The following is a 25,546-nucleotide window of genomic DNA, read 5'->3' as shown; positions in this document are numbered from 1 at the left end:
CGCCTAGCCAGAACCTGCGCGACAAGTCGTCGCGATGTTAGGGAGCCAAGCCCATGCATGACATGCTGCGCGAATATCTTCCCATCCTCATCTTTCTCGCCATGGCGATCGTGTTGGGCCTTGTGCTCATGCTCGCCGCGGCAGTGGTGGCGGTCCGCAATCCCGACCCTGAGAAGGTGTCGGCCTACGAATGCGGCTTCAACGCCTTCGACGATGCCCGGATGAAGTTCGACGTTCGTTTCTACCTCGTTTCCATCCTCTTCATCATTTTCGATCTCGAAGTGGCCTTCCTCTTCCCTTGGGCGGTGGCCTTCGGTCAGCTTTCCATGGTCGGATTCTGGTCGATGATGGTCTTCCTGACGGTCCTGACCGTAGGATTCGCATATGAGTGGAAGAAAGGGGCGCTGGAATGGGCGTGATGACCTCTGCCAATACCGCCGGTGCGGATCGCGAAGTCGCGACGCAGACGCTGAACAAGGAATTGCAGGATAAAGGCTTCCTGCTGACCTCCACCGAAGACATCATCAACTGGGCGCGCAACGGCTCGCTGCACTGGATGACCTTCGGCCTTGCCTGCTGCGCCGTCGAGATGATGCAGGTCTCGATGCCGCGCTACGACCTCGAGCGCTTCGGCACCGCGCCGCGCGCAAGCCCGCGTCAGTCCGACCTGATGATCGTCGCCGGCACCTTGACCAACAAGATGGCGCCCGCTCTGCGCAAGGTCTACGACCAGATGCCCGAGCCGCGCTACGTGATCTCGATGGGCTCCTGCGCGAATGGCGGTGGCTATTACCACTACAGCTATTCGGTGGTGCGCGGCTGTGACCGCGTCGTGCCGGTCGATATCTACGTTCCGGGCTGCCCGCCCACGGCGGAGGCGCTGCTTTACGGCATCCTTCAGCTGCAACGCAAAATCCGCCGCACCGGCACGCTGGTGCGCTGAGGAGAGCGAGAGATGGACGATACTGCCCTTCGCGAACTGGCCGGCCATATCGAGCTGAAGCGCCCCGATGACGTGGTCTCCACCGAGATCGCCTTCAACGAACTGACGGTCACGATCACCGCGCAATCCGTTCCCGGGTTCACCGAGTTCCTGCGCGACGATCCGAATTGCCGCTTCACCAACCTCGTGGACATCACGGCCATCGACTGGCCCGAACGCCCGCAGCGCTTCGATGTCGTCTGGCATTACCTGTCGATGTATCGCAACCAGCGCATCCGCATTAAGGCGGCGGTCCGCGAAGAGGACATGGTGCCCTCGATCACCAAGCTGCACCCCTGTGCCGATTGGTTCGAGCGCGAGATCTTCGACATGTTCGGCATCCTGTTCTCGGGGCACCCGGATCTGCGCCGTCTGCTGACCGATTACGGTTTCCGCGGCCATCCGCTGCGCAAGGATTTCCCGACGACGGGTTATGTCGAAGTGCGTTACGACGAAGTGCTCAAGCGCGTCGTCTATGAGCCGGTGAAACTGACGCAGGAATACCGGCAGTTCGATTTCCTCTCGCCATGGGAAGGCGCAAAATACATCCTTCCCGGTGACGAGAAGGGCGAGGAGGCGAAATGATGGACGGCGATATCCGCAACAATGTCTATGATGACGGCTCGAGGGACACGCTGACCGACGAGCAGCGCATCCGCAACTTCAACATCAACTTCGGTCCCCAACACCCGGCCGCCCACGGCGTGCTGCGCATGGTGCTGGAGCTGGACGGCGAGGTGGTGGAACGCGCCGACCCGCATATCGGGTTGCTGCACCGTGGCACCGAGAAGCTGATGGAAAGCCGCACCTATCTGCAGAACCTGCCGTACTTCAATCGCCTCGACTATGTCGCGCCGATGAACCAAGAACATGCGTGGTGCCTCGCTATCGAGAAGCTGACCGGCGTGGAAGTGCCGCGTCGCGGTTCGCTGATCCGCGTGCTCTATTCCGAGATCGGGCGCATCCTGAACCACCTGCTGAACGTGACCACGCAGGCGATGGACGTCGGCGCGCTGACGCCGCCGCTCTGGGGCTTCGAGGAGCGCGAGAAGCTGATGGTCTTCTACGAGCGGGCCTGCGGCGCGCGTCTGCACTCGGCCTATTTCCGGCCCGGCGGCGTCCACCAGGACCTGCCGCCGAAGCTGCTCGACGATATCGAGGCATGGGCGCATGAGTTCCCGAAAGTGCTCGACGATATCGAAGGGCTGCTGACCGAGAACCGCATCTTCAAGCAGCGCAACGTCGATATCTGCGTCATCTCCGAGGAAGAGATCCAGCAATGGGGCTATTCCGGCGTGATGGTGCGTGGCTCCGGCCTTGCATGGGACCTGCGCCGCGCGCAGCCCTACGAATGCTATGACGAGTTCGACTTCCAGATTCCGATCGGCAAGAACGGCGATTGCTACGACCGCTACCTCTGCCGGATGGCCGAGATGCGCGAGTCGACCAAGATCGTCCTGCAGGCGATCGAGAAGCTGCGGATGCCGGAAAATCAGGGCGACGTGCTCGCCCGTGGCAAGGTGACCCCGCCGAAGCGGTCGGAGATGAAGCGCTCGATGGAAGCGCTGATCCACCACTTCAAGCTTTATACCGAAGGCTTCCACGTCCCCGCGGGCGAGGTTTATGCCGCCGTCGAAGCGCCCAAGGGCGAGTTCGGCGTCTATCTGGTGGCCGACGGCACGAACAAGCCGTATCGCGCGAAGATCCGCGCTCCGGGTTACCTGCATCTGCAATCCATGGATCACGTCGCCAAGGGGCACATGCTCGCCGACGTGTCTGCAATCATCGGCACGATGGATATCGTGTTCGGGGAGGTTGACCGCTAATGCTTCGCCGTCTTTACCCGGAACAACCCGATAGTTTCGAGTTCACGCCCGAGAACCTCGCATGGGCCAAGGCCCAGATGACCAAGTTCCCGGTCGGCCGTCAGGCCTCGGCGATCATCCCGCTGCTGTTCCGCGCGCAGGAACAGGAAGGCTGGCTGAGCCGTCCGGCAATCGAAACCGTCGCCGAAATGCTTGACATGCCCTATATGCGGGCGCTCGAGGTCGCGACCTTCTACTTCATGTTCCAACTAGCCCCGGTCGGCTCGGTCGCGCACCTGCAGATTTGCGGCACCACCTCGTGCATGATCTGCGGCGCGGAAGACCTGATGAAGGTCTGCAAGGAAAAGATCGCCGCCGAGCCGTTCCAGCTCTCGGACGATGGCAAGTTCTCGTGGGAAGAGGTCGAATGCCTCGGCGCCTGTGCGAACGCCCCGATGATGCAGGTCGGCAAGGATTACTACGAAGACCTGACCGAAGAGAGCCTCGCGAAGCTGATCGACGAAATGGGCAAGGGCGACGTGCCGAAGCCCGGCTCGCAGACCGGCCGCTTCTCGTCCGAGCCCGCCTCGGGCCTGACCGCGCTCACCGAGTCCAAGGGCGACAAGGAAGATTACAACGCCTCGGTCGATCTCGCGGTCGGCATCGGCGACACGATCAAGCGCATCGATGGCACCGAAGTTCCGCTCGCCGCACCGTGGCAAAGCTCGGGCCAGCGCGGCCCGATCGGCACGATGGGGCAGGAGCGTCCGCGCTCTGCCGCGCAACAGGACGAGGCGCGCAAGGCCGCCAAGAAAACCGAGGCCAAGCCCGCCAAGGACACGCCCGCCGACAAGACCGGCGTGACGAAATCCGAAGCTCAGGCCACGTCGAAGGCCCGCCCGGAGTCCAAGCGTGAGCCGGAAGGCACCGAGGCTGAGGCCGTGGGTGCAGAGGCGGGCGAAAAGCCCAAGCTGCTCGACGCACCGCGCGACGGTGGGGCGGATGACCTCAAGATGATCAAGGGCGTCGGGCCGAAGCTTGAGACGCTGCTTCATTCGATGGGCATTTATCACTTCGACCAGATCGCTGGCTGGACCGATGCGGAACTCGCTTGGGTCGACAGCAATCTCGAAGGGTTCAAAGGTCGCGCGACGCGCGACGACTGGAAAGGTCAGGCAGAGAAACTGGCCAGCGGGGCGGAGACCGAATTCTCGTCGCGCGCAAAGAAAGATGGCATTTACGAGTAATCGCAACAGGGTAGAACCGCCGTTCGGCGGAGTGAATGGAGAGACGGGAATGGGTGATCAGACACAAGGGTGCCGCGGCAAGGCGGGTATCTGGGCAGGTATTACGGGGCTTGTGGTCACCGTATTCCTGATGGTCGTGGCGCATGAGCCCTTCCTCGTGGCTCTGTTCCTCGGTCTGATGACCTTCCTGCTGTTCGGCGCCTTCCTGATCTGGGCATTCTGCTCCGAACATGGCGCGCCGGGCGCGGCTGACGGTACCGGCGCATCCTCCGACGACTCCGCAATTCCCGAAAGCCCGGTCGAAACCTTCAACGCCTCGTCTCCGGAAGGGGTTGCAGCCCAAGCGCAGGCGGCAGCGGCGGCACCGACGCCCGCAGCCGAGCGCGAAGTGGCGCGTGCCGACACCATGACGCCCAAGGACGAAGAGGCCACGCCCGAGGCGGACAAGCCCGAGCCCGGCCCGACCACCAAGCCTGCGACGGAAGAGGCCGTGGCGGATGAGCCCAAGGCCGAGCCGAAGGCGGAAGAGCCTAAAGCCGAAGAGCCGAAAGCGGCGCCCAAAGCCAAGCCCGAGAGCGACGAAACGAACCCGCTCTCTGCCATGTCGGCGCAGGTCGCGGACAAGCCCGCCGCGAAAAGCGCGGCAGGCCAACCCGAGGCCGCCGAGGGCGACGGCAAGAAGCCGCGTGGGCTCAAGCAGCCGCGCAAGGCGGGGGCCGACGATCTCAAGAAGATCGAAGGCGTCGGACCGAAGCTCGAAGAGACTCTGAACGGCTGGGGCATCTACCATTACGACCAGATCGCGAAATGGGGCCCCGAAGAGATTGCCTATGCGGACCAGAACGTGCCGCGTTTCAAAGGCCGCTGCACCCGCGACAAGTGGGTCAGCCAGGCGAAGATCATCGTCGAGGACGGCATGGATGCCTTCCTCGAACGGGCGAAGACGAACGATTACTGAGCGGGGGTGAATGAGCCAGATCGACGAGCACGACAGGGCGTTGGGGCGTAAAGCCGCCCTTATCATTGCCGTCGCCACGATCCTCTGGCTCCTCCTGCAATGGATCGGACGACAACAGGGCTGGTCGGCGCAGGTCGCGCTGATCGGCGATCTCGCGGCGATAGCCGCCTATATCTACGCGCTGGCACTCGTCTGGCGCATCTGGCGCCGGAAATCCGGCAAGTGAGGGAAGCGATATGCTGAAGGATCAAGACCGGATCTTCACCAATCTCTACGGGATGCATGACCGCTCTCTGCAGGGCGCGAAGATGCGCGGGCATTGGGACGGCACTGGCGAGATCCTGTCGAAAGGCAAGGATTGGATCATCGAGCAAGTGAAGGCCTCCGGCCTGCGCGGGCGCGGTGGGGCAGGCTTCCCGACGGGTCTCAAGTGGTCCTTCATGCCGAAGGAAAGCGACGGGCGTCCGGCCTTCCTCGCGATCAATGCCGACGAATCCGAGCCCGCGACCTGCAAGGACCGCGAAATCATGCGCCATGATCCGCATACGCTGATCGAAGGCGCGCTGATCGCCGGTTTCGCGATGGGCGCTGCGGCCGCCTATATCTACATCCGCGGCGAATATGTCCGCGAGAAAGAGGCGCTGCAGCGCGCTATCGACGAGGCCTATGAAGATGGCCTGATCGGCAAGAACGCCTGCGGCTCCGGCTACGATTACGACGTCTACCTGTCGCATGGCGCGGGGGCCTATATCTGCGGCGAGGAAACGGCGCTGCTGGAAAGCCTCGAAGGCAAGAAGGGCATGCCCCGGATGAAACCGCCGTTCCCGGCAGGCGCGGGCCTCTACGGTTGCCCGACCACGGTGAACAACGTGGAATCCATCGCTGTCGTGCCGACCATCCTGCGTCGCGGCGCGGAGTGGTATGCGGGCTTCGGTCGTCCGAACAACACCGGCGTGAAGCTGTTTGCGATGTCGGGCCACGTCAACACGCCCTGCGTCATCGAAGAGACCATGTCGATCTCGATGAAGGAACTGATCGAGAAGCATGGCGGCGGCGTCCGTGGCGGCTGGAAGAACCTCAAGGCGGTGATCCCGGGCGGTGCGTCCTGCCCGATCCTGCCCGCCGATCAATGCGAAGACGCAATCATGGATTACGATGGCATGCGCGAGCTGAAATCCAGCTTCGGCACCGCCTGCATGATCGTCATGGATCAGAATACCGACGTGATCAAAGCCGTCTGGCGCCTGTCCAAATTCTTCAAGCACGAGAGCTGCGGCCAGTGCACGCCGTGCCGCGAAGGCACCGGCTGGATGATGCGCGTGATGGACCGTCTGGTGCGCGGCGAGGCCGAGATCGAAGAGATCGACATGCTGTTCGACGTGACCAAACAGGTCGAAGGCCACACGATCTGCGCGCTCGGTGACGCAGCCGCCTGGCCGATCCAGGGTCTGATCCGTCACTTCCGCGAAGAGATCGAAGACCGCATCAAGGCCCGCAAGACGGGCCGCATGGGCGCGATGGCTGCCGAATGAAGCAACCCGCCGGATATCACCTGGCCGAGCTGAATATCGGCCGACTGGTTGCCGAACCGGGCGACCCGCGTGTGGAGGCTTTCATGAAAGCCCTCGACGCGGTGAACGGCATTGGCAAGCGGTCGGACGGGTTCGTCTGGATGATGGAAGGCTCGGGCGAGCCCGGCACCGGCAATACCGAGGCCAAGATCGGCGGCGACCCGTGCTTCGTGTCGAACCTGACGGTCTGGGAAGACGTGGAAAGCCTCGAGAAATTCGTCTGGAACACCGTGCATCGCGCTTTCTACGAGCGTCGCGCGGAGTGGTTCGAACTTCTCGGTCAACAGCATTTCGTCATGTGGTGGGTGCCCGCGGGGCATCAACCGACGCTCGACGAGGCGCTGGAACGGCTCGAAGAGCTGCGCGCGAATGGCGCGTCCGAGCGTGCTTTTGGCTGGAAAGACCTGCCGCAAGCCACGCTGTGGAAGACCCGCGCCTGCACGGCGGAGGTGGCGGCATGAACCTCTCGATCAAACTCTTCTCGCTAGCACTGGTCGCGACAGTTCTCTCAGGCTGCGTGCCGAGCGGCACCATCAAATTGTCGGAAAAGGGCGACGTGCGCGAGGAAGCCCTGAGCGAGATGGTTGCGATGAAGAAAGCCAGGATGCTTTCGGAGAATTGTCGGCGCATGTCTTTGATCACGCTCGGCTATAATGAGTTTCGCGACACCGACATGCGCATTGCCCTGACGGAAAAGGCAAAGGCGCAGGGATATACACGGCGCGATCTGTCGAAATGGGCGTCCAAGCTCGACCATGCCACGCTTCAGAACGATCTCATGAATTACATCAAGTCGCGTAAACTCGTGTTCGGCGAACCGCTGACCTTCTGTGAAGCGGGCGAAAAAGAAATCGCGATGAAAAGCCAGATTGGATCCTACCTCTATATCCGCGATATCCATGGCAAAACACGCGAAGAGCTGGGCGTGACCATCCCGAAACCGGAGGGGAAATAGGGCATGGCAAACGACGGGATGACAGCCGGACTGGCGAAAGGCGCTGTTGCCATGATCTTGCCAACGCTTTTGGCAGGCTGCATGGGCACTCCGGGCGGCAACGAGGCCTCCAAAGGGCCGCGCCGTCTGGCGGCGGTCGAGGGCTATACGGCGGCCTATGACGCGAGCGGCGCGCTTGTCGTGATGCGGCAGGCGGCGCCCTTTGGAAATGACGAGGGTGCCGAGGCCAAGCGGGCCGCGAACGCCATCTGCGGCGGGGCCGTGGCCTCGTCGATTGACGATACATACCGGGACGGCGCTTGGGTCTTCCCGATGGGCTGCGGACACGCGGCCTGACCTAAAACCCGCGCGGGGGCAACCTCGCGCCCGAAGAGACGAGACGGATAGCCATGGCTGACCTGAGAAAGATCATCATCGACGGGAACGAGGTCGAGGTCGATCCGAACCTCACGCTGATCCAGGCGTGCGAACAGGCGGGGATCGAGATCCCGCGCTTCTGCTACCACGAGCGTCTGTCGATCGCAGGCAACTGCCGGATGTGTCTGGTGGAAGTCGTGGGCGGCCCGCCGAAGCCCGCCGCCTCCTGCGCGATGCAGGTGCGCGACATGCGTCCGGGGCCGGAAGGCGCGCCGCCGGTGATCAAGACGAACTCGCCGATGGTCAAGAAGGCCCGCGAGGGGGTGATGGAGTTCCTGCTCATCAACCACCCGCTCGACTGCCCGATCTGCGACCAGGGCGGCGAATGCGATTTGCAAGACCAGGCAATGGCTTACGGGGTGGACTTCAGCCGCTACCGCGAGCCCAAGCGCGCCGCGACCGAGCTAAACCTCGGCCCGCTGGTCGAGACCCATATGACGCGCTGCATCTCCTGCACCCGCTGCGTACGCTTCACCACCGAAGTCGCTGGCATTACCCAGATGGGCCAGACCGGCCGGGGTGAGGATGCGGAGATCGCGAACTACCTGAACATGACGCTCGATTCCAACATGCAGGGCAACATCATCGACCTGTGCCCGGTGGGCGCGCTGGTCTCCAAGCCCTACGCGTTTACCGCGCGTCCGTGGGAGCTGACGAAGACCGAGACCGTCGACGTGATGGACGCCGTGGGCTCGAACATCCGCGTCGACACCAAGGGGCGCGAAGTGATGCGCATCCTGCCGCGCAACAATGACGACGTGAACGAGGAGTGGATCTCCGACAAGACCCGCTTCGTCTGGGACGGCCTGCGCCGCCAGCGTCTCGACAAGCCTTACGTCCGCGTCGACGGCAAGCTGAAGCCCGCAAGCTGGGGCGAGGCGCTGCGCGCCGCCGCCGAGGCGATGAAGGGCAAGAAAGTCGCCGGTCTCGTGGGCGATCTGGTCTCGACCGAGGCAGCTTTCTCGCTCAAGCAACTGATCGAAGGTCTGGGCGGCACCGTCGAATGCCGCACCGATGGAGCGCGTCTGCCGATCGGTAACCGCTACGGCTATGTCGGCAACGCGACGATCGCCGATCTGGATAACGCCGAGATGGTGCAGATCATCGGCGCGAACCCGGCGGTGGAAGCGCCTGTTTTAAACGCGCGTATCCGCAAGGCCTGGGCCAAGGGCGCGACTGTCGGTCTCGTCGGCGAAGCCTGCGATCTGACCTATGACTACGTCCATGTCGGCACCGACCGCGCGGCGCTTGCCGAGCTGTCGGGCAAGACGATCTCGGACGAGACCAAGGCGAAGAACACCGTCGTCATCATCGGGCAGGGCGCTCTGAACGAAGCCGATGGCGAGGCGGTTTTGGCCCATGCGATGAAGCTGGCCGAGAACTCCAACGCCAAGTTCATGGTGCTGCACACCGCTGCGGCCCGTGTCGGCGCGATGGATGTGGGCGCTGTGACCGAGGGCGGTCTGCTCGCGGCCATCGACGGCGCCGAAGTGATCTACAACATGGGCGCCGACGAGGTGGAGATCACCCCGCGCGCCGAGGGTGGCCCCTTCGTGATCTATCAGGGCAGCCACGGCGACCGCGGGGCCAACCGCGCCGACGTGATCCTGCCGGGCGCGGCCTATACGGAAGAAAACGGGCTCTTCGTGAACACCGAAGGGCGTCCGCAGCTTGCCTTCCGCGCGGCCTTCCCGCCGGGCGAGGCGAAAGAGAACTGGGCGATCCTGCGCGCGCTCTCGGCCGAGCTGGACGCCAAGCAGCCTTGGGACACGCTGGCCGGTCTGCGCCGCGCGATGGTGGCAGAGGTGCCGCATCTCGCGCAGGTCGATGAGGTTGTGGAGAACGAAGTGCAGGCGATCGAGCCGCGCGACATGGGCAAGGCGACCTTCCGTCTGCCGATCCACGAATTCTACCTGACCAACCCGATCGCACGGGCCTCCGTCGTGATGGGCGAATGCGCCAGCCTCGCGAAAGCGCGGGCCGAAGCGCCGGTCGCCGCCGAGTGAGGTTGAGACGGATGATGCAGACCCTGCCCAATATCGCACCGCTCGCCCCCGGCCTTCTGGCCGGTCTGGCGGCGTGCACGCCGACTGGCGGGGCGCAGGGGGATAGCGCGGTCAAACCGGACTATCGGGGCACCGAGACACGGCTCCTCGACAGCGATCTGGTGGAGATCCGCGCGCGCGTCTCGGGCGAGGGCGCTGGCGAGAAAGCGGCGACCGATTATGCCCAATGCGCAGCCGCGCAATATGCGCTGGTGCGCGGCTATGGATTTGCGCGCCACGTGCGCACGAATGTGACTGAAGAGGGTGGCATCTGGCGGGCAGATGCGGTCTACACCATCTCGCCCGCCTTGCCGCAGGGACTCAAGACGATCGACGCGGAAGTGACCGTCGCCGATTGCAAGGATCGCGGCATTCCGACCGTATGAAGAGAGTGGGACATCATGGCTGAATTCTTCGCGACACCTTTCGGGATCTTCCTGCTGATCGTGCTGCAGAGCTTGGCGGTTATCGCCTTCGTGATGCTTTCGATGATCTGGCTGGTCTATGGCGACCGCAAGATCTGGGCTGCCGTGCAGATGCGTCGCGGGCCGAACGTCGTCGGGCCTTGGGGGCTGATGCAGACCTTCGCGGATGCGCTGAAATATGTGGTCAAGGAAATCGTCGTACCGGCGGGCGCCGACAAGTTCGTCTATTTCCTCGCCCCGATCCTGAGCTTCGTGCTGGCGATGCTGACCTTCGCGGTGATCCCCTTCGCCGACGGTTGGGTGCTGGCCGATATCAACGTGGCCCTTCTGTTCGTCTTCGCGGCTTCCTCGCTCGAGGTGTATGGCGTGATCATGGGCGGCTGGGCGTCGAACTCGAAATACCCGTTCCTCGGCTCGCTCCGCTCGGCCGCGCAGATGATCTCCTACGAGGTCTCGATCGGCCTGATCATCATCGGGGTGATCATCTCGACCGGCTCGATGAACCTGTCGACCATCGTGCGCGCGCAGGATACCGGCTGGGGCCTGCTGGGCTGGTACTGGCTGCCCCATCTGCCGATGGTGGCGCTGTTCTTCATCTCGGCGCTGGCCGAGACCAACCGCCCGCCCTTCGATCTTCCGGAAGCGGAATCCGAACTCGTCGCGGGCTTCATGGTGGAATACAGCTCGACCCCGTATCTGCTGTTCATGGCCGGCGAATATATCGCGATCTGGCTGATGTGCGCGCTGATGTCGATCCTGTTCTTCGGCGGCTGGCTGTCCCCGATCCCGGGCCTGCCCGACGGGGTGCTGTGGATGTTCGCCAAGATGGTGTTCTTCTTCTTCATGTTCGCGATGGTGAAGGCGATCGTGCCGCGCTACCGCTACGACCAGCTCATGCGGATTGGCTGGAAAGTCTTCCTGCCGCTATCGCTGGCGTGGGTGGTGATCATCTCCTTCCTCGCGAAATTCGAAATCTTCGGGCACTTCTGGGCCCGCTGGGCGATGGGGAGCTGATAGATGGCTTTCGACTATAACCGCGCTGCCAAGTATTTCCTGCTGGTGGACTTCATCAAAGGCTTCGGTCTGGGGATGCGCTATTTCTTCGCGCCGAAACCCACGCTGAACTACCCGCACGAGAAGGGCCCGCTGTCGCCGCGCTTCCGTGGCGAGCACGCCCTGCGCCGCTACCCCAACGGGGAAGAGCGCTGCATCGCGTGCAAACTGTGCGAGGCGATCTGCCCGGCGCAGGCGATCACGATCGACGCGGAACCCCGCGCCGACGGCTCGCGCCGCACGACGCGCTACGACATCGACATGACGAAATGCATCTATTGCGGCTTCTGTCAGGAAGCCTGCCCGGTGGATGCGATCGTCGAGGGTCCGAATTTCGAATTCTCGACCGAGACCCGCGAGGAGCTGTTCTACGACAAGCAGAAGCTCCTTGAGAACGGGGCCCGCTGGGAAGCCGAGATTGCCCGCAACCTCGAACTGGATGCGCCTTACAGATGACCGACGATTTTTCGAAACTCTTTAGCAACATGATGGAGCAGTCGGCCGAGATGGCGCGGCTGTTCAATCCGGCGCTGGAAAGTTTCAATCCGGCTGCGATGGAGAAACTCTTCCCCACCATGTCGAAGGACATGATGGAGATGTGGTTCGGCAAGACCTTCAACCGCGAAGGGCTCGACAGCCGGACGCGGCTTCTGGTGACGATCGCCGCGCTCACGGTGCTGGGCGCGCAAGCGGACTCGCAGCTGCGCCTGACGATCCGCCACGCGCTCGAGGCCGGGGCCACGCAACGCGAGATCGCCGAGGTGATCTTTCAGATGAGCATGTTCGGCGGGGTGCCCGCCATGACCCGCGCGCTCGAGATCGCGCAATCGGTCTTCGACGAGAATTCGGGAGAGAACGAATGACGGTGTTTGCTTTCGCCTTCTACCTTTTCGCCATTACGGCGGTGGTCGCGGGCTTCATGGTGGTGATTTCCAAGAACCCGGTCCATTCGGTGCTCTGGCTGATCCTCACCTTCCTGTCGGCGGCGGGGCTTTTCGTGCTGCTGGGCTCGGAATTCGTCGCGATGCTGTTGATCATCGTCTATGTCGGCGCGGTCGCGGTGCTCTTCCTCTTCGTGGTGATGATGCTCGATGTCGACTTCGCCGCGCTGAAAGGGGAGCTGGCGCGCTACATGCCGCTGGGCCTGCTGATCGGGGTCGTGATGCTGGTGCAGCTGGGCATCGCCTTCGGCGCATGGCAGACCTCCGGCATGGCGGAAAGCCTGCGTGCCGATCCGGTGCCCGAGGGCATGACCAACGCGCAGGCGATCGGCCTGCTCGTCTATGACAAATACCTCTACCTCTTCCAGACGGCGGGCCTGATCCTGCTGGTCGCGATGATCGGGGCGATCCTTCTGACGCTGCGCCATCGCACCAACGTCAAGCGCCAGAACGTCATCGCGCAGATGCATCGCGATCCGTCCAAGACGATGGAAATGGTGGACGTCAAACCGGGGCAGGGGCTGTGAGCGAACAAAAGCAAGCGAAAAACGCGAGTTCGGAAACGAGGGTGAACGCATGATCGGATTGGAACATTACCTTGGCGTGGCTGCCGCGCTGTTCGTGATCGGCATTTTCGGGATCTTCGTGAACCGCAAGAACGTGATCGTCATCATGATGTCGATCGAACTCATGCTGTTGGCGGTGAATATCAACCTGGTGGCCTTCGCGGCCTATCTGGATGACCTCGTCGGACAGATCTTCACCCTCTTCGTGCTGACCGTTGCGGCAGCCGAGGCCGCGATCGGCCTTGCGATCCTCGTGGTCTTCTTCCGCAACCGCGGCTCGATCGAGGTCGAAGACGTCAACGTGATGAAGGGATAAGGGACGATGGAAACGATCATTCTCTTTGCGCCGCTGGTCGGTGCGATCCTTGGTGGCTTCGGCTGGCGGGTGATCGGCGAAAAGGGCGCGATGGTCCTGACCACGGGCCTTCTGTTCCTCGCCGCTCTGCTCAGCTGGATCGTGTTCCTTACGCTGGGCGATCAGACGCAGCACATTCACGTCCTGAACTGGATCACCTCGGGTGAGCTGGACGTCTCGTGGGCGATCCGGATGGACCGACTGACCGCGATCATGCTGATCGTGGTGACGACGGTCTCCTCGCTCGTGCATCTCTACTCGTGGGGCTACATGGCCCATGACGAGAATTTCGACGAAGGGAAAGGCGAGAACTACAAGGCACGCTTCTTCGCCTACCTGTCCTTCTTCACCTTCACCATGTTGATGCTGGTGACCTCGGACAACCTGCTGCAGATGTTCTTCGGCTGGGAAGGCGTCGGTGTCGCCTCCTACCTGCTGATCGGCTTCTACTACAAGAAACCCTCGGCCAACGCGGCCGCGATGAAGGCCTTCATCGTCAACCGTGTCGGCGATTTCGGCTTCCTGCTGGGGATGTTCGGTCTGTTCTACATGACCGGCTCGCTGCAGCTGGACGACGTGTTCTCGGCGGCCCCGGCCTTGTCAGAGACCAATCTCGACTTCCTCTGGGGGTCCTGGAACGCGGTCGAGCTCTGTGCCTTCCTGCTCTTCGTGGGTGCGATGGGTAAATCGGCGCAGCTCTTCCTGCACACATGGTTGCCGGACGCGATGGAAGGCCCGACGCCTGTGTCGGCGCTGATTCACGCCGCGACCATGGTGACCGCGGGCGTGTTCCTCGTCTGCCGCATGTCGCCGGTCTACGAATACGCTCCGCATGCGCAGACCTTCATCGTCGTGATCGGCGCCTCGACCGCCTTCTTCGCCGCGACCGTGGGTCTGGTGCAGAACGACATCAAGCGCGTCATCGCCTATTCGACCTGTTCGCAGCTGGGCTACATGTTCGCGGCGGCCGGTGTCGGCGTCTATTCGGTGGCGATGTTCCACCTGCTGACCCACGCGTTCTTCAAAGCGCTGCTGTTCCTCTCGGCGGGTTCGGTCATCACTGCGATGCACCACGAGCAGGATATGCGGAACTATGGCGGCCTTCGCAAAAAGGTGCCGCTGACCTTCTGGGCGATGATCTTCGGCACGCTGGCGATCACCGGGGTTGGTATTCCCTTCACGCCGATCGGCTTCGCAGGCTTCCTGTCGAAAGACGCAATCATCGAGAGCGTCTGGGGTGGCACGGGTGCAGGCTATGCCTTCTGGCTTCTGGTCATCGCGGCGGCCTTCACGTCCTTCTACTCGTGGCGCCTGATCTTCATGACCTTCTTCGGCAGGCCGCGCGGCGATCATCATGCGCATGATCACGCGAAGGAAAGCCCCTGGGTCATGACGGTGCCGCTGGTGGTGCTGTCCTTCGGCGCGATCTTCGCCGGAATGATCTGGTACAACGTCTTCTTCGGCGATCACGCGAAGCTGGTGAAGTTCTTCGGGCTTCCCGCCCATGCCGAGCAGACGGCGGATGCGGGTCACGCGACGACTGGCGAGGCTGCGCAGACCGGCGAGGGCACCCATGGCGCAACGCCGCCGGTGCCGGATGCGACCATGTCCGAAAATCAGGCCGAGGCCGAGCTGATGGACGAGGCCAAGACCTCGCCGGATGTCGGCGTCTCGACGGCGGTGATCAAATATCCGGGCGTCGCACCTCAGGGCGCGATCTACATGGGTCAGGAAAACGAGGTCATCGACAAGGCGCACCACGCGCCGGCCTGGGTCAAGGTTTCGCCCTTCGTGGCGATGCTTGCAGGGCTTCTCGTGGCATGGCTGTTCTACATCAAGGACACCAGCCTGCCGAAGCGGTTCGCCGAGGCGCAGCCGGGCCTGTACCGCTTCCTGCTCAACAAGTGGTATTTCGACGAGCTGTACGAGCGCATCTTCGTGCGCCCGGCGCTCTGGTTCGGCTATCAATTTTGGAAGAAAGGGGACGAGGGCTCGATTGACCGAGTTATCGACGGCATGGCCGTCGGCATCGTCCCGACATTCACGAGGTTCCTTAACAGGATGCAATCGGGCTATCTGTTCCACTACGCCTTCGCCATGGTGATCGGGATTGTCGGTCTCATGCTCTGGGTCGTCCTCAACGGGGGGGCGAACTGATGCAACACCTGCTTTCCATCGTCATCTTCACGCCCGCCGTGGCGGCGCTGATCCTCGCGCTGGTTCTGCGCGGCGGCTCGCCCGAGGCGGACCGGAACGCGAAATGGGTGGCGCTGACCGCGACGTCGGTCACCTTCCTGATCTCGCTGTTCCTGCTGGCCGGGTTCGACCCGTCCAACACCGGCTTCCAGTTCATGGAGAAATACTCCTGGATCATGGGGTTCCAGTACCGCGTGGGTGTCGACGGCCTGTCGATCCTCTTCGTGATGCTGACCACCTTCATGATGCCGCTGGTGATCGTAGGTAGCTGGAACGTCACCGACCGCGTGAAGGAATACATGATCGCCTTCCTCGTCCTCGAGACGCTGATGGTGGGCACCTTCGTCACGCTCGATCTGGTGCTGTTCTACCTGTTCTTCGAAGCGGGCCTGATCCCGATGTTCCTGATCATCGGCATCTGGGGGGGCAAGCAGCGCGTCTACGCCGCGTTCAAGTTCTTCCTCTACACCTTCTTCGGCTCGGTCTTCATGCTGGTGTCGATCATCTACATCTACTTCCACACCGGAACGACGGACATGCCGGGGCTGCTCGTCTACGAGTTCCCATACACACCGGTGCACATACTCGGGATAACGATCCCCGGCGGGGTGCAAACGCTGCTCTGGCTCGGCTTCTTCATCTCCTTCGCGATCAAGATGCCGCTCTGGCCGGTGCACACCTGGCTGCCTGCTGCGCACGTGCAGGCGCCGACGGCCGGTTCGGTCGTGCTGGCCGCGGTGCTGCTGAAGCTCGCCGATTACGGTTTCCTGCGCTTCTCGCTGCCGATGTTCCCGGTGGGCAACCTCGTGGTCGGCCCTTGGGCGATGTGGCTCGCGGTGATCGCGATCATCTGGACCTCGCTGGTGGCGCTGGTGCAGACCGATATCAAACGCGTCATCGCCTATAGCTCGGTCGCGCACATGGCCGTCGTGCTGCTCGGGATTTTCTCGGGCACGCAGCAGGGCATCGAGGGCGGCATCTTCATGGTGGTCGCGCACGGTTTCACCTCGGCGGCGCTGTTCCTCGCGGTGGGTGTGGTCTACGACCGGATGCACACGCGCGAGATCTCGGCCTATGGCGGCCTTGTGAAGCGCATGCCCGCCTATGCGACGATCTTCATGTTCTTCACGATGGCCAATGTGGGTCTTCCGGGCACCGCCAATTTCGTCGGCGAGTTCCTGATCCTCGTGGGCGTCTTCCAGGTGAATACGTGGGTTGCGCTCTTCGCCACGACGAGCGTGATCCTGTCGGCGGCCTATGCGCTCTGGCTCTATCGCCGGGTGGTCTTCGGCGATCTCATCAAGGAGAGCCTGCGCTCGATCACCGACCTGAGCACGCGCGAGAAATGGATTTTCGCGCCGCTGGTCGCGATGACGTTGTTGCTCGGGGTCTATCCCGATCTGGTGACCAACATCATCGGGCCGTCGGTGACGCAACTCGTCCAGAACTATCACGATGCCTTGCCGGACAACCTTCTGTCCGACCTGGTCGAACACTGAGGAGCTGAGGGATGACTTCTGCGGATTTCTCGATCGTCCTTCCGGAGTTTTTGCTCGCCATCTACGCGATGGTGGCGCTGCTCGCGGGTGTGTGGTTCGGCAAGGACAAGCTTGCGCCGACCCTGCTGTGGATCACTTCCGGCGTCATGCTGGTGATCGCGGCCTGGATCGGTCTGGCCGAGGTAGGGTCGCATGAGGCCTTCGGTGGCCTCTTCATCGACGATGCGTTCTCGCGCTTCACCAAGGTGATGATCCTGGTCTCGGCTGCGCTGGTTCTCGCGATGGGCACCGATTACATGCAGCGCCGCGGGTTGCTGCGCTTCGAATACCCGATCCTCGCGACGCTGGCCGTCATCGGCATGATGATGATGGTCTCGGCGGGCAACCTGATGTCGCTCTACATGGGGCTCGAGCTGCAATCGCTCGCGCTCTACATCGTGGCCGCGCTGCGCCGCGAGAGCGAGAAGAGCTCGGAAGCGGGTCTGAAGTACTTCGTGCTCGGCGCGCTGTCCTCGGGCATCCTGCTCTACGGCGCCTCGCTGACCTACGGCTTTGCGGGCACCACGCAATTCGCGGGTATCATCGGAGTGGTCCAACAAGGTCATCTGCCGATCGGCCTGCTGTTCGGCATGGTCTTCCTGATCGCCGGTCTCGCCTTCAAGGTCTCGGCGGTGCCGTTCCACATGTGGACGCCCGACGTCTATGAAGGCTCGCCCACGCCGGTCACCGCCTTCTTCGCCACCGCGCCGAAAATCGCCGCGATGGCGCTGATCGCTCGGCTCGTCTTCGACGCCTTCGGTCAGGTGCCGGCGGAGTGGGGCCAGATCCTCGCGCTGCTCGCGGGCCTGTCGATGGTCTGGGGTTCGGTCGCGGCGATCGGTCAGACCAACATCAAACGCCTGATGGCCTATTCCTCGATCACCCATATGGGCTTCGTGCTGCTGGGCCTGTCGGCGGGCACTGCCGAGGGCGTGCAGGCGATGCTGACCTATATGGCGATCTACGTGACGATGAATGTCGGCGTCTTCGCCTTCATGCTCTCGATGGAGCGTGACGGCCAGCCGGTGACCGATATCAAGTCGCTGAACCAATATGCCCGTCAGGATCCGACCAAGGCGCTGGCGATGCTGGTACTGCTGTTCTCGCTTGCGGGCGTGCCGCCGTTCCTGGGCTTCTTCGCCAAGTTCGCGGTGCTTCAGGCGGCGCTGCATGCGGGCTATATCTGGCTCGTGCTGCTGGGCGTGATCGCCTCGGTCGTGGCGGCCTTCTACTACCTGCGGATTGTGTTCTACATGTATTTCGGCAAGGAGACGGACCCGCTGGACAACCGGATGCCCGCGATCCAATGGGGGCTTCTGATGGTCTCCGCGCTGGCGATGCTGCTCGGTATCTTCAACCTCTTCGGCATCGAGGGCGCGGCCCAGGCTGCGGCGGCGGCTCTTGTCAACTGAGCGCGATGACTGGCCCGAGGGTGTGGCGCGACACGTCCTGCCCTCGGTCGATAGCACAATGGATGAAGCGGCCCGGCTAGCGCCGGGCCTCTCCGGTTCAGCGTGGATCTTCGCGCATGAGCAGACCGCGGCCCGCGGTCGGCGCGGGCGTGCCTGGCGCGCGCCCACGGGCAATTTCTCGGCGACGCTTGTGATGCGGCCCGAGGGCGGGCTCGGGCAGGCGGCGCTCTATTCCTTCGTCGCGGCTCTGGCGCTCGAGGCGGCGCTCGCCCATGTCGGGGGCCCGCATGCGCGGCTCTCGATCAAATGGCCCAATGACGTGCTGCTGAGCGGTGGCAAGATCGCGGGTATCCTGCTGGAGAGCCTGCGGGGCGGAGAGCAGATCGCGATCGGCATCGGGGTGAACCTCGCGCAGGCGCCCGACCGCAGCGAGGTCGAGCCCGAGGCGATGGCCCCGGTCAGCCTGATTGGCGAGACCGGGATGCAGATCGCCCCGGTCGACTTCCTGCCGATGCTGGCGCAGGCCTTCGATCACTACGACCGGCAATTCCGCGATTACGGCTTCGACGCGATCCGCAATGCGTGGCTCGCCCGCGCGGCGCGTCTGGGCGAGGAGATCACCGCCCGAGTCGGCAACGAGACCTATCGTGGCACCTTCGAGACCATCGACGAGACCGGGGCGCTTATCCTGACCACGCCCGAGGGCCGTCGCGCCATCTCGGCAGCGGATATCTTTTTCTGAGCGGAAAGGGGGAGCCATGCTTCTCTGCATCGACTGCGGTAACACCAATACGGTCTTTTCGGTCTGGGACGGGACGGATTTCGTCGCCACTTGGCGGATGGAGACCAATCACCAGCGCACGGCGGACGAATATTTCCTCTGGCTGTCGGGCATGATGCGCGTGCAGGAGATCGCCGGCGAGATCACCGAGGTGATCATCTCGTCGACCGTGCCGCGCGTCGTGTTCAACCTGCGGGTCCTGTCGAACCGGTATTTCAACTGCCGCCCGCTGGTGGTGGGCAAGCCCGAATGCCGTCTCCCGGTCGAGCCGCGCGTCGATCCGGGCACGACCGTGGGGCCGGATCGCCTCGTGAACACGGTGGCGGGCTATGACCGGCATGGCGGCGATATCGTCGTCGTCGATTTCGGCACCGCGACCACCTTCGACGTGGTGGCCTCCGACGGGGCCTATATTGGTGGCGTGATCGCACCCGGCGTCAACCTCTCGCTCGAGGCGTTGCACGCGTCCGCCGCCGCCCTACCTCATGTCGACGTGACGATGCCCGAAAAGGCCATCGGCACGAATACCGTCGCCTGTATCCAATCGGGCGTTTTCTGGGGCTATATCGGCCTCGTCGAAGGCGTCGTGCGCCAAATCCGGCTCGAACGCGACCGCCCGATGAAAGTCATCGCGACCGGCGGTCTGGCCGAACTGTTCTCGCAGGGCTTTGACCTCTTTGACAGTGTGGATTACGACCTTACCATGCACGGCCTTCGCCTCCTCAACGACTATAACAAGGATCTTCCCGCGTGAGTGACAGACTGATCTACCTCCCCCTCGGCGGTGCCGGCGAAATCGGCATGAACGCCTATGTGTACGGCTACGGCCCAGAGGGGAAAGAGCGGCTGATCGTTGTCGATCTGGGCGTGACTTTCCCGGATATGGACGGCACGCCCGGCGTCGATCTGATCTTCGCCGATCTCGAATGGCTGGAAGCGAATGCCGACCGGATCGACGCGATCTTTATCACCCACGCCCATGAAGACCATATCGGCGCGCTGCCCCATGTCTGGAACAAGCTGCGCAAACCGGTCTATGCGCGCGCCTTCACCGGCCGCATCGGTCAGCTGAAGCTGGAAGAGGCGGGCATCCCGCCCGAGACGATCCAGATCGTCGAGCCGCGCCCGAAGGTGATCGAAGCCGGTCCGTTCAAGGTGCAGTTCGTGCCGATCTCGCACTCGATCCCCGAGAGCTCCGGCCTCATCATCGACACGCCCGCCGGGCGCGTCGTCCATACGGGCGATTTCAAGCTCGACGGCAATCCAATCGTGGGCGAGCCCTTCGAGCCCGAGATGTGGCATGCCATCGCCAAAGAGGGCGACGGTGTGAAGGTTCTGGTGAGCGATTCCACGAACGTCTTCTCGCCGCTGCCGGGCCGGTCGGAGGCCACGCTGGCCGAGCCGATCTCGGAACTGATCCGCGCCCAGACCGGCATGGTCGTCGCCACCACCTTCGCCTCGAACGTCGCGCGCCTGAAGACACTCGCCGAGGCAGGCAAGGCTGCGGGGCGCTCGGTCTGCCTGCTTGGCCGCGCGATGAAGCGCATGGTCTCGGTCGCGGAAGAAACCGGGGTGCTCAAGGGCATGCCCGGCACGATCTCGGCGGAAGAGGCGAGCGACGTGCCGCGCCAGAACCTGATGCTGATCGTGACCGGGTCTCAGGGCGAGCGCCGCGCGGCCTCGGCTCAGCTGAGCCGCGGCAAATATCTGGGTCTCGAGCTGAAAGAGGGCGACACGTTCCTGTTCTCCTCGAAGACGATCCCGGGCAACGAGCGCGGCGTGATCCGCATCATGAATGCGTTCTCCGAGATGGGCGTCGATGTGGTGGACGATCACGGCGGGCTCTATCACGTCTCGGGCCACGCGAACCGCCCCGATCTGGAAGCGGTCCATGAGCTGCTCGCGCCGAAGATGCTGATCCCGATGCATGGCGAGCATCGCCACCTGCGCGAACACGCGAAGCTGGCCTCGGATAAGGGCATCGCGTCAGAAGTCGCGACGAACGGCACGATGATCGACCTGACCGGCAAGTCGCCGAAAGTCGTCGAATATATCGAAGCGGGCCGCACTTACCTCGACGGTTCGGTGCAGATCGGCGCGATGGACGGCGTGGTGCGTGACCGGATGCGCATGGCGCTGAACGGGCTGTGCCTCGTGACGCTGATCCTCGACGAGGAAGACCAGCCCCTGGGCGAGCCCTGGGTCGAGCTGAACGGCCTGCCGAAACTGGGCCGCTCGGGCGCGCCGCTGGCCGAGACGATCGAAGACGAGATGACGCAATATCTCGAACGCGCTTCGATCAAAGTCCTCAAAAATGACGACAAGATCGACGAGGGCCTGCGTCGCATCGCACGTCAGGTCTCGATGGAAGAGATCGGCAAGAAGCCCGAAGTGATCGTCGTCACCAGCCGCCTGACCGAGTGAGCGTGGCTCCGCGCCTGTGAAGGGCGCGGATCGCCCTAGGCGCAGGCGGGCAGGGGCGCGCGCCATCCCTAAAGACAAAGAAAAACCCCGCCGGAGGAGGCCTCCGGCGGGGATATTTTTACCAATACGAAAGCGTCAGCTGTCCGCTTTGTCCTCGGCGGTCTCCTCAACCGCGCCGGGGCGGAAGGAGACGGTGAGGAAGTCCGGGACGTGATCGCCCATGCCCACGACTTCGTTGTCGCGCTCGCGGCGATTGCGGCCACCGCGCGACCGGCGGGCATTGCCGCCCTCGTCGGAAGACTGGCTGCGCGATTGCGGCTTCGGAGCGCTCGCGGCCTCGGGGGCTGCTTCGCTGCGGGCCTCTTCGGGCTGAGCCTCGGCCGTCTTGGGGGTCTGCTCCTCCTGCTGCTCCTGCGGCGCGGCGCTTTGCGGCTGCTGCGTCTCTTCGCTGCGCTGGTCGCGTTTCGACCCACGCCCGCCACGATCCCGGCTGCGTCCGCCGCGCGAACGACCGCCCTTGGCGTCTTCGCGCTTGCGCGCCGGTTGCTTCGCACCTTCGGACAGCTCGAAATCTTCCGGCGGCTCGGCGCGCGGGATTTCCTGTTCGACGAGGCTTTCGATCTGGCCAAGGAACTTCTCGTCCGACGGCACAGCGATCGAGATCGCCGTGCCCTTGCGGCCCGCGCGACCCGTGCGGCCGATCCGGTGGACGTAATCCTCGGCATGCATCGGCAGGTCGTAGTTGAAGACGTGGCTCACCGAAGGCACGTCGAGACCGCGCGCCGCCACGTCGGAGGCGATCAGCAGCTTGAGCTTGCCATCGCGGAAATTCTCGAGCGTGCGCGTGCGCTGGCTCTGGTCGAGGTCGCCATGGATCGGGGCGGCGTCGAAGCCGTATTTCTGCAGGCTCTTGGCGACGATATCGACATCGACCTTGCGGTTACAGAAGACGATCGCATTGGTGCAGGCCTCGCCCTCGGCCGAGATCACCGCGCGCAGCAATTCGCGCTTGGCCTTGGCCGTCTGGTCGCGGCGCGCCGGTTCGATCTGGATCAGCTTCTGGGTGATGTTCGCACCGGTGGTCGCCTGACGCGCAACTTCGACCCGCGTCGGCGCATGCAGGAAGGTGTTGGTGATCCGCTCGATCTCAGGGGCCATCGTGGCCGAGAAGAACAGCGTCTGGCGCGTGAAGGGCGTCAGCTGGAAGATGCGCTCGATATCCGGGATGAAGCCCATGTCGAGCATCCGGTCGGCCTCGTCCACCACCATGACCTTCACATCGGTCAGGATCAGTTTGCCACGCTCGAAATGGTCGAGCAGGCGGCCCGGCGTCGCGATCAGCACGTCGACGCCCTTGTCGATCAGCTTGTCCTGCTCGCCGAACGACACGCCGCCGATCAGCAGAGCGCGGGTCAGCTTGGTGTTCTTGGCGTAGAGGTCGAAGTTCTCGGCGACCTGGGCTGCCAGTTCGCGCGTCGGGCAGAGCACGAGCGAGCGCGGCATCCGGGCGCGGGCGCGGCCCCGACGCAGTAGCGTCAGCATCGGCAGGGTGAAGCTGGCGGTCTTGCCGGTCCCGGTCTGCGCGATGCCGAGCACGTCCTTGCCTTCGAGCGCGGGCGGAATGGCGCCAGCCTGAATGGGCGTGGGCTCTTCGTAGCCAGCGTCGACAACGGCGGAAAGGACTTTCGGGTCCAGCTTCAGATCGGTGAATTTAGTCATGGGTTTCCTTGGTTTACCTTTGATCGCGTCCTGTCGCGACCCGCATCGGGCGGGGCCGCTGTCGGGCGCTTTAGGAACCGGGCGCCCAGGAGAAGCTCCGCCGGATTACGGAGCTTGACTGCGCCCTACCGGATTGCGACGCAAAGGTCAATCTTTTCAGGGGGTGACCCGGGGCTGCGCGCGGAACTGCGCGATATTCGGCCTCTTGCAAAAGGGCACGGAACCTGACCTCCTGAACGGGGTTTGATCCGGAAGCGTGACGAGGGACAGGTATGGCAGTTGCGGAATCGGCGGGTCTCGGCCCGGTATTGGCCTTTGCGCTGGTGGGTGTGTGCGGTGTCGGGGCGCAATGGCTGGCCTGGCGCCTGCGCCTGCCCGCCATCGTGATCATGCTGGTAGCCGGGCTCATCGCCGGGCCCGCGACGGGGCTTCTGAACCCGAGCCGGGATTTTGGCGACTTGCTCAGTCCGTTGATCGCGCTCGCCGTGGCGGTGATCCTGTTCGAGGGGGGCTTTTCTCTAGATTTCCACCGCTTGGGCGACGCTAAAACTGGCGTACGGCGGCTGGTCTTCATCGGCGCACCTCTGGGTTGGTTCCTATCGGTGCTCGCGCTTGTTTGGGGCGCGGGGCTCAGCTGGGAAAGCGCGGCTGTTTTCGGCGGCATCATGGTCGTCACCGGCCCCACGGTGATCGCGCCGCTTCTGCGCACGGCGAAACTTGCCCGCCGCCCCGCACGGCTGCTGCAATGGGAAGCGATCGTGAACGATCCGATCGGCGCGCTGGCGGCGGTTCTGGCCTTCGAGGTGGTGTTCACGCTGCGCTCCAATCTGCCGATGGGCGAGGCGGTGTGGCATCTCGCGCTCGGTATCGGGTTTGCGGCCGCGATCGGTGGCGCGGTCGGCTGGGGCATCGCGCGCAGCTTCTCGCGCGGCTGGGTGCCGGAATTCATGAAGGTGCCGGTGCTCTTCGCGACGCTTCTGGGCACCTTCGCGGTGACGGATCACGTGCTGCATGAAAGCGGGCTGCTGGCGGTCACCGTGATGGGGCTGGTGATCGGCAATGCCGACCTGCCGTCCTACGAGGAACTGCGCCGTTTCAAGGAACATGCGACGGTCTTGCTGGTCTCGGGCGTGTTCATCCTGCTCGCCGCGAATATCGAGATCGACCAGCTTGCCGCCCTCGATTGGCACGCGCTCCTCTTCGTTATTCTCGTGGTGCTGGTGGCGCGGCCGCTGACGGTGCTGATCTCGCTGATCGGCACAGCACTGCCGCGCAACGAACGGCTGCTGATCGCCTTTACCGGCCCGCGGGGGGTGGTGCTGGTCGCGGTGGCGGGCCTCTTCGGGCAGCGTCTGGCCGAGATCGGCGTCGCGGACGGGTTGCGGATCGGGCCGCTGGCCTTCGTGCTGGTGCTGGTGACGGTGATCGTGCACGGCTTCACGCTGGCGCCGCTCGCGCGGAAGCTGGGGCTCGCCAATGCCGACAAGCCGGGCCTGCTGATCGTGGGCGGCTCGCGCTTCACCACGGCGCTGGCCGAGACGCTGAACAAGGCCGAGGTGCCGGTGCTGATCACCGACCCGAACCACGCCCATTTGATCCGCCCGCGCGCCAATGGGCTCAAGACCTTCTACGGCGACATTCTGGGCGAGGCGGCGGAGGACAAGGTCGAGCTGATGGCCTATTCGACCCTGCTCGCCGCCACAGATAACGACGCCTACAACACGCTCGTCGCGACCGATCTCGCGCCCGAGCTGGGCCGCGACAAGGTCTGGCAGGTGCCGCGCCAGAAGGACGACCGCGAGCGTCACGCGCTGCCGACGCAACTGGGCGGGCGGCGCTTTGGCGAGGGGCGGACGCTGGAGAATTGGGAGAAGCTGCTATCCGAGGGATGGCGTTTCCGCGTCACCCGGATCACCGAGGAATACACGCTGACCCAGTGGCGTGAGAAACGGCCCAAGGCGAAGCCCGTGATGGTCGTGGCGAAAAGCGGCGATCTGCGCTTCGTGATCGATCCGGCCGAAATGAAGGTCGAGCCGGGCGGGCGGTTGATTTCGCTCCTGCCGCCCGAGGCCTTCGAGGAAGAGACCACGCAGAAGGCCAAGGCCGGGGAGAAGCCCTCGGGTCAGCCGGGGCCTGCCGCGCGGATTCCGTGAGGG

The 25,546-nt window shown here is 63.7% G+C and carries 26 protein-coding genes; 25 read left to right on the top strand and 1 reads right to left on the bottom strand.

Translation table 11 applies throughout. The features are described from left to right. Positions 1–53: 53 nt before the first annotated feature. Genes BMI91_RS02050 through BMI91_RS01935 form a run of 24 tightly spaced genes read left to right on the top strand, consistent with a single transcriptional unit; the run spans position 54 to position 21,671 of the window. Positions 54–419 carry an NADH-quinone oxidoreductase subunit A gene (locus BMI91_RS02050; protein WP_078519432.1) on the top strand — a complete coding sequence of 122 codons (366 nt, stop codon included), beginning with the start codon at positions 54–56 and terminating at the stop codon, positions 417–419. Then, entirely contained in the window at positions 419–943 is a 525-nt protein-coding gene (locus BMI91_RS02045) for a NuoB/complex I 20 kDa subunit family protein (protein ID WP_075774728.1), read from the top strand. Before BMI91_RS02050 ends, BMI91_RS02045 begins: the two co-directional genes overlap by 1 nt. A gap of 12 nt (positions 944–955) precedes the next feature. Then, complete coding sequence (locus BMI91_RS02040; RefSeq protein WP_078539531.1) at positions 956–1,567, top strand: NADH-quinone oxidoreductase subunit C; 612 nt, start codon at positions 956–958, stop codon at positions 1,565–1,567. Further along, the gene (locus BMI91_RS02035) at positions 1,564–2,808 is read left to right on the top strand and encodes an NADH-quinone oxidoreductase subunit D (RefSeq protein ID WP_078546608.1); all 1,245 of its coding nucleotides are present in this window, start codon (positions 1,564–1,566) and stop codon (positions 2,806–2,808) included. The genes BMI91_RS02040 and BMI91_RS02035 overlap by 4 nt, the downstream gene beginning before the upstream one ends. Next, positions 2,808–4,034: an NADH-quinone oxidoreductase subunit E gene (locus BMI91_RS02030; protein ID WP_078603800.1), complete on the top strand. Its 1,227-nt coding sequence runs from the start codon at positions 2,808–2,810 to the stop codon at positions 4,032–4,034. The genes BMI91_RS02035 and BMI91_RS02030 overlap by 1 nt, the downstream gene beginning before the upstream one ends. Before the next feature lie 49 nt (positions 4,035–4,083). Further along, a complete protein-coding gene (locus BMI91_RS02025) occupies positions 4,084–4,992 on the top strand; it encodes an NADH-quinone oxidoreductase subunit E (protein ID WP_078603799.1) in 909 nt (302 codons plus the stop codon). Positions 4,993–5,002: 10 nt separating this feature from the next. Next, on the top strand, positions 5,003–5,218 hold the full coding sequence (locus BMI91_RS02020; RefSeq protein ID WP_078603798.1) for a DUF5337 family protein: 216 nt from the start codon (positions 5,003–5,005) through the stop codon (positions 5,216–5,218). A 10-nt stretch (positions 5,219–5,228) separates the two neighbouring features. Beyond that, on the top strand, positions 5,229–6,524 hold the full coding sequence (gene nuoF, locus BMI91_RS02015; protein WP_078539526.1) for an NADH-quinone oxidoreductase subunit NuoF: 1,296 nt from the start codon (positions 5,229–5,231) through the stop codon (positions 6,522–6,524). Beyond that, on the top strand, positions 6,521–7,024 hold the full coding sequence (locus tag BMI91_RS02010; RefSeq protein ID WP_078603797.1) for a DUF3291 domain-containing protein: 504 nt from the start codon (positions 6,521–6,523) through the stop codon (positions 7,022–7,024). Before nuoF ends, BMI91_RS02010 begins: the two co-directional genes overlap by 4 nt. Further along, on the top strand, positions 7,021–7,518 hold the full coding sequence (locus tag BMI91_RS02005) for a DUF5333 family protein (protein WP_078519424.1): 498 nt from the start codon (positions 7,021–7,023) through the stop codon (positions 7,516–7,518). The genes BMI91_RS02010 and BMI91_RS02005 overlap by 4 nt, the downstream gene beginning before the upstream one ends. Positions 7,519–7,569: 51 nt before the next feature. Then, positions 7,570–7,854 (top strand): hypothetical protein, encoded by a 285-nt coding sequence (locus BMI91_RS02000; RefSeq protein WP_158522068.1) that lies wholly within the window; start codon positions 7,570–7,572, stop codon positions 7,852–7,854. A 53-nt stretch (positions 7,855–7,907) separates the two neighbouring features. Next, a complete protein-coding gene (nuoG, locus tag BMI91_RS01995) occupies positions 7,908–9,941 on the top strand; it encodes an NADH-quinone oxidoreductase subunit NuoG (RefSeq protein WP_078599296.1) in 2,034 nt (677 codons plus the stop codon). 14 nt (positions 9,942–9,955) lie between these two features. Beyond that, positions 9,956–10,366 (top strand): hypothetical protein, encoded by a 411-nt coding sequence (locus BMI91_RS01990; RefSeq protein ID WP_172976187.1) that lies wholly within the window; start codon positions 9,956–9,958, stop codon positions 10,364–10,366. A gap of 15 nt (positions 10,367–10,381) precedes the next feature. Continuing rightward, a complete protein-coding gene (nuoH, locus tag BMI91_RS01985) occupies positions 10,382–11,419 on the top strand; it encodes an NADH-quinone oxidoreductase subunit NuoH (RefSeq protein WP_078599295.1) in 1,038 nt (345 codons plus the stop codon). A gap of 3 nt (positions 11,420–11,422) precedes the next feature. After that, positions 11,423–11,914 carry an NADH-quinone oxidoreductase subunit NuoI gene (nuoI, locus tag BMI91_RS01980; protein WP_075774482.1) on the top strand — a complete coding sequence of 164 codons (492 nt, stop codon included), beginning with the start codon at positions 11,423–11,425 and terminating at the stop codon, positions 11,912–11,914. Next, positions 11,911–12,321 carry a carboxymuconolactone decarboxylase family protein gene (locus BMI91_RS01975; protein ID WP_078519420.1) on the top strand — a complete coding sequence of 137 codons (411 nt, stop codon included), beginning with the start codon at positions 11,911–11,913 and terminating at the stop codon, positions 12,319–12,321. Before nuoI ends, BMI91_RS01975 begins: the two co-directional genes overlap by 4 nt. Beyond that, positions 12,318–12,926, top strand: a complete 609-nt coding sequence (locus tag BMI91_RS01970) for an NADH-quinone oxidoreductase subunit J (protein ID WP_078519419.1) — start codon at positions 12,318–12,320, stop codon at positions 12,924–12,926. The genes BMI91_RS01975 and BMI91_RS01970 overlap by 4 nt, the downstream gene beginning before the upstream one ends. A gap of 49 nt (positions 12,927–12,975) precedes the next feature. Beyond that, on the top strand, positions 12,976–13,281 hold the full coding sequence (gene nuoK, locus BMI91_RS01965; protein WP_075774485.1) for an NADH-quinone oxidoreductase subunit NuoK: 306 nt from the start codon (positions 12,976–12,978) through the stop codon (positions 13,279–13,281). 6 nt (positions 13,282–13,287) lie between these two features. Then, a complete protein-coding gene (gene nuoL, locus BMI91_RS01960; RefSeq protein WP_078603795.1) occupies positions 13,288–15,477 on the top strand; it encodes an NADH-quinone oxidoreductase subunit L in 2,190 nt (729 codons plus the stop codon). Then, the gene (locus BMI91_RS01955) at positions 15,477–17,015 is read left to right on the top strand and encodes an NADH-quinone oxidoreductase subunit M (protein WP_078519417.1); all 1,539 of its coding nucleotides are present in this window, start codon (positions 15,477–15,479) and stop codon (positions 17,013–17,015) included. Before nuoL ends, BMI91_RS01955 begins: the two co-directional genes overlap by 1 nt. An 11-nt stretch (positions 17,016–17,026) precedes the next feature. Continuing rightward, positions 17,027–18,466, top strand: coding sequence for an NADH-quinone oxidoreductase subunit NuoN (gene nuoN, locus BMI91_RS01950; protein ID WP_078603794.1), 1,440 nt, complete (start codon positions 17,027–17,029; stop codon positions 18,464–18,466). Next, complete coding sequence (locus BMI91_RS01945) at positions 18,456–19,208, top strand: biotin--[acetyl-CoA-carboxylase] ligase (protein WP_269780194.1); 753 nt, start codon at positions 18,456–18,458, stop codon at positions 19,206–19,208. The genes nuoN and BMI91_RS01945 overlap by 11 nt, the downstream gene beginning before the upstream one ends. A 16-nt stretch (positions 19,209–19,224) precedes the next feature. Then, positions 19,225–20,001, top strand: coding sequence for a type III pantothenate kinase (locus BMI91_RS01940; protein WP_078599292.1), 777 nt, complete (start codon positions 19,225–19,227; stop codon positions 19,999–20,001). Between the two features lie 47 nt (positions 20,002–20,048). Beyond that, a complete protein-coding gene (locus tag BMI91_RS01935; RefSeq protein ID WP_078570495.1) occupies positions 20,049–21,671 on the top strand; it encodes a ribonuclease J in 1,623 nt (540 codons plus the stop codon). A gap of 135 nt (positions 21,672–21,806) precedes the next feature. On the opposite strand, the gene BMI91_RS01930 is transcribed toward BMI91_RS01935, so the two are convergent. After that, positions 21,807–23,390, bottom strand: coding sequence for a DEAD/DEAH box helicase (locus BMI91_RS01930; RefSeq protein WP_078603793.1), 1,584 nt, complete (start codon positions 23,388–23,390; stop codon positions 21,807–21,809). A gap of 272 nt (positions 23,391–23,662) precedes the next feature. Here BMI91_RS01930 and BMI91_RS01925 point away from each other — a divergent pair, with 272 nt between their 5' ends. Then, positions 23,663–25,543: a cation:proton antiporter gene (locus tag BMI91_RS01925; protein ID WP_078603792.1), complete on the top strand. Its 1,881-nt coding sequence runs from the start codon at positions 23,663–23,665 to the stop codon at positions 25,541–25,543. Positions 25,544–25,546 lie beyond the last annotated feature (3 nt).

It is taken from the genome of Thioclava sediminum (genome assembly GCF_002020355.1).
GTDB lineage: Bacteria > Pseudomonadota > Alphaproteobacteria > Rhodobacterales > Rhodobacteraceae > Thioclava > Thioclava sediminum.
Note: the sequence above shows the minus strand (reverse complement) of the source record. Positions and strands in the feature narration are given on the sequence as shown.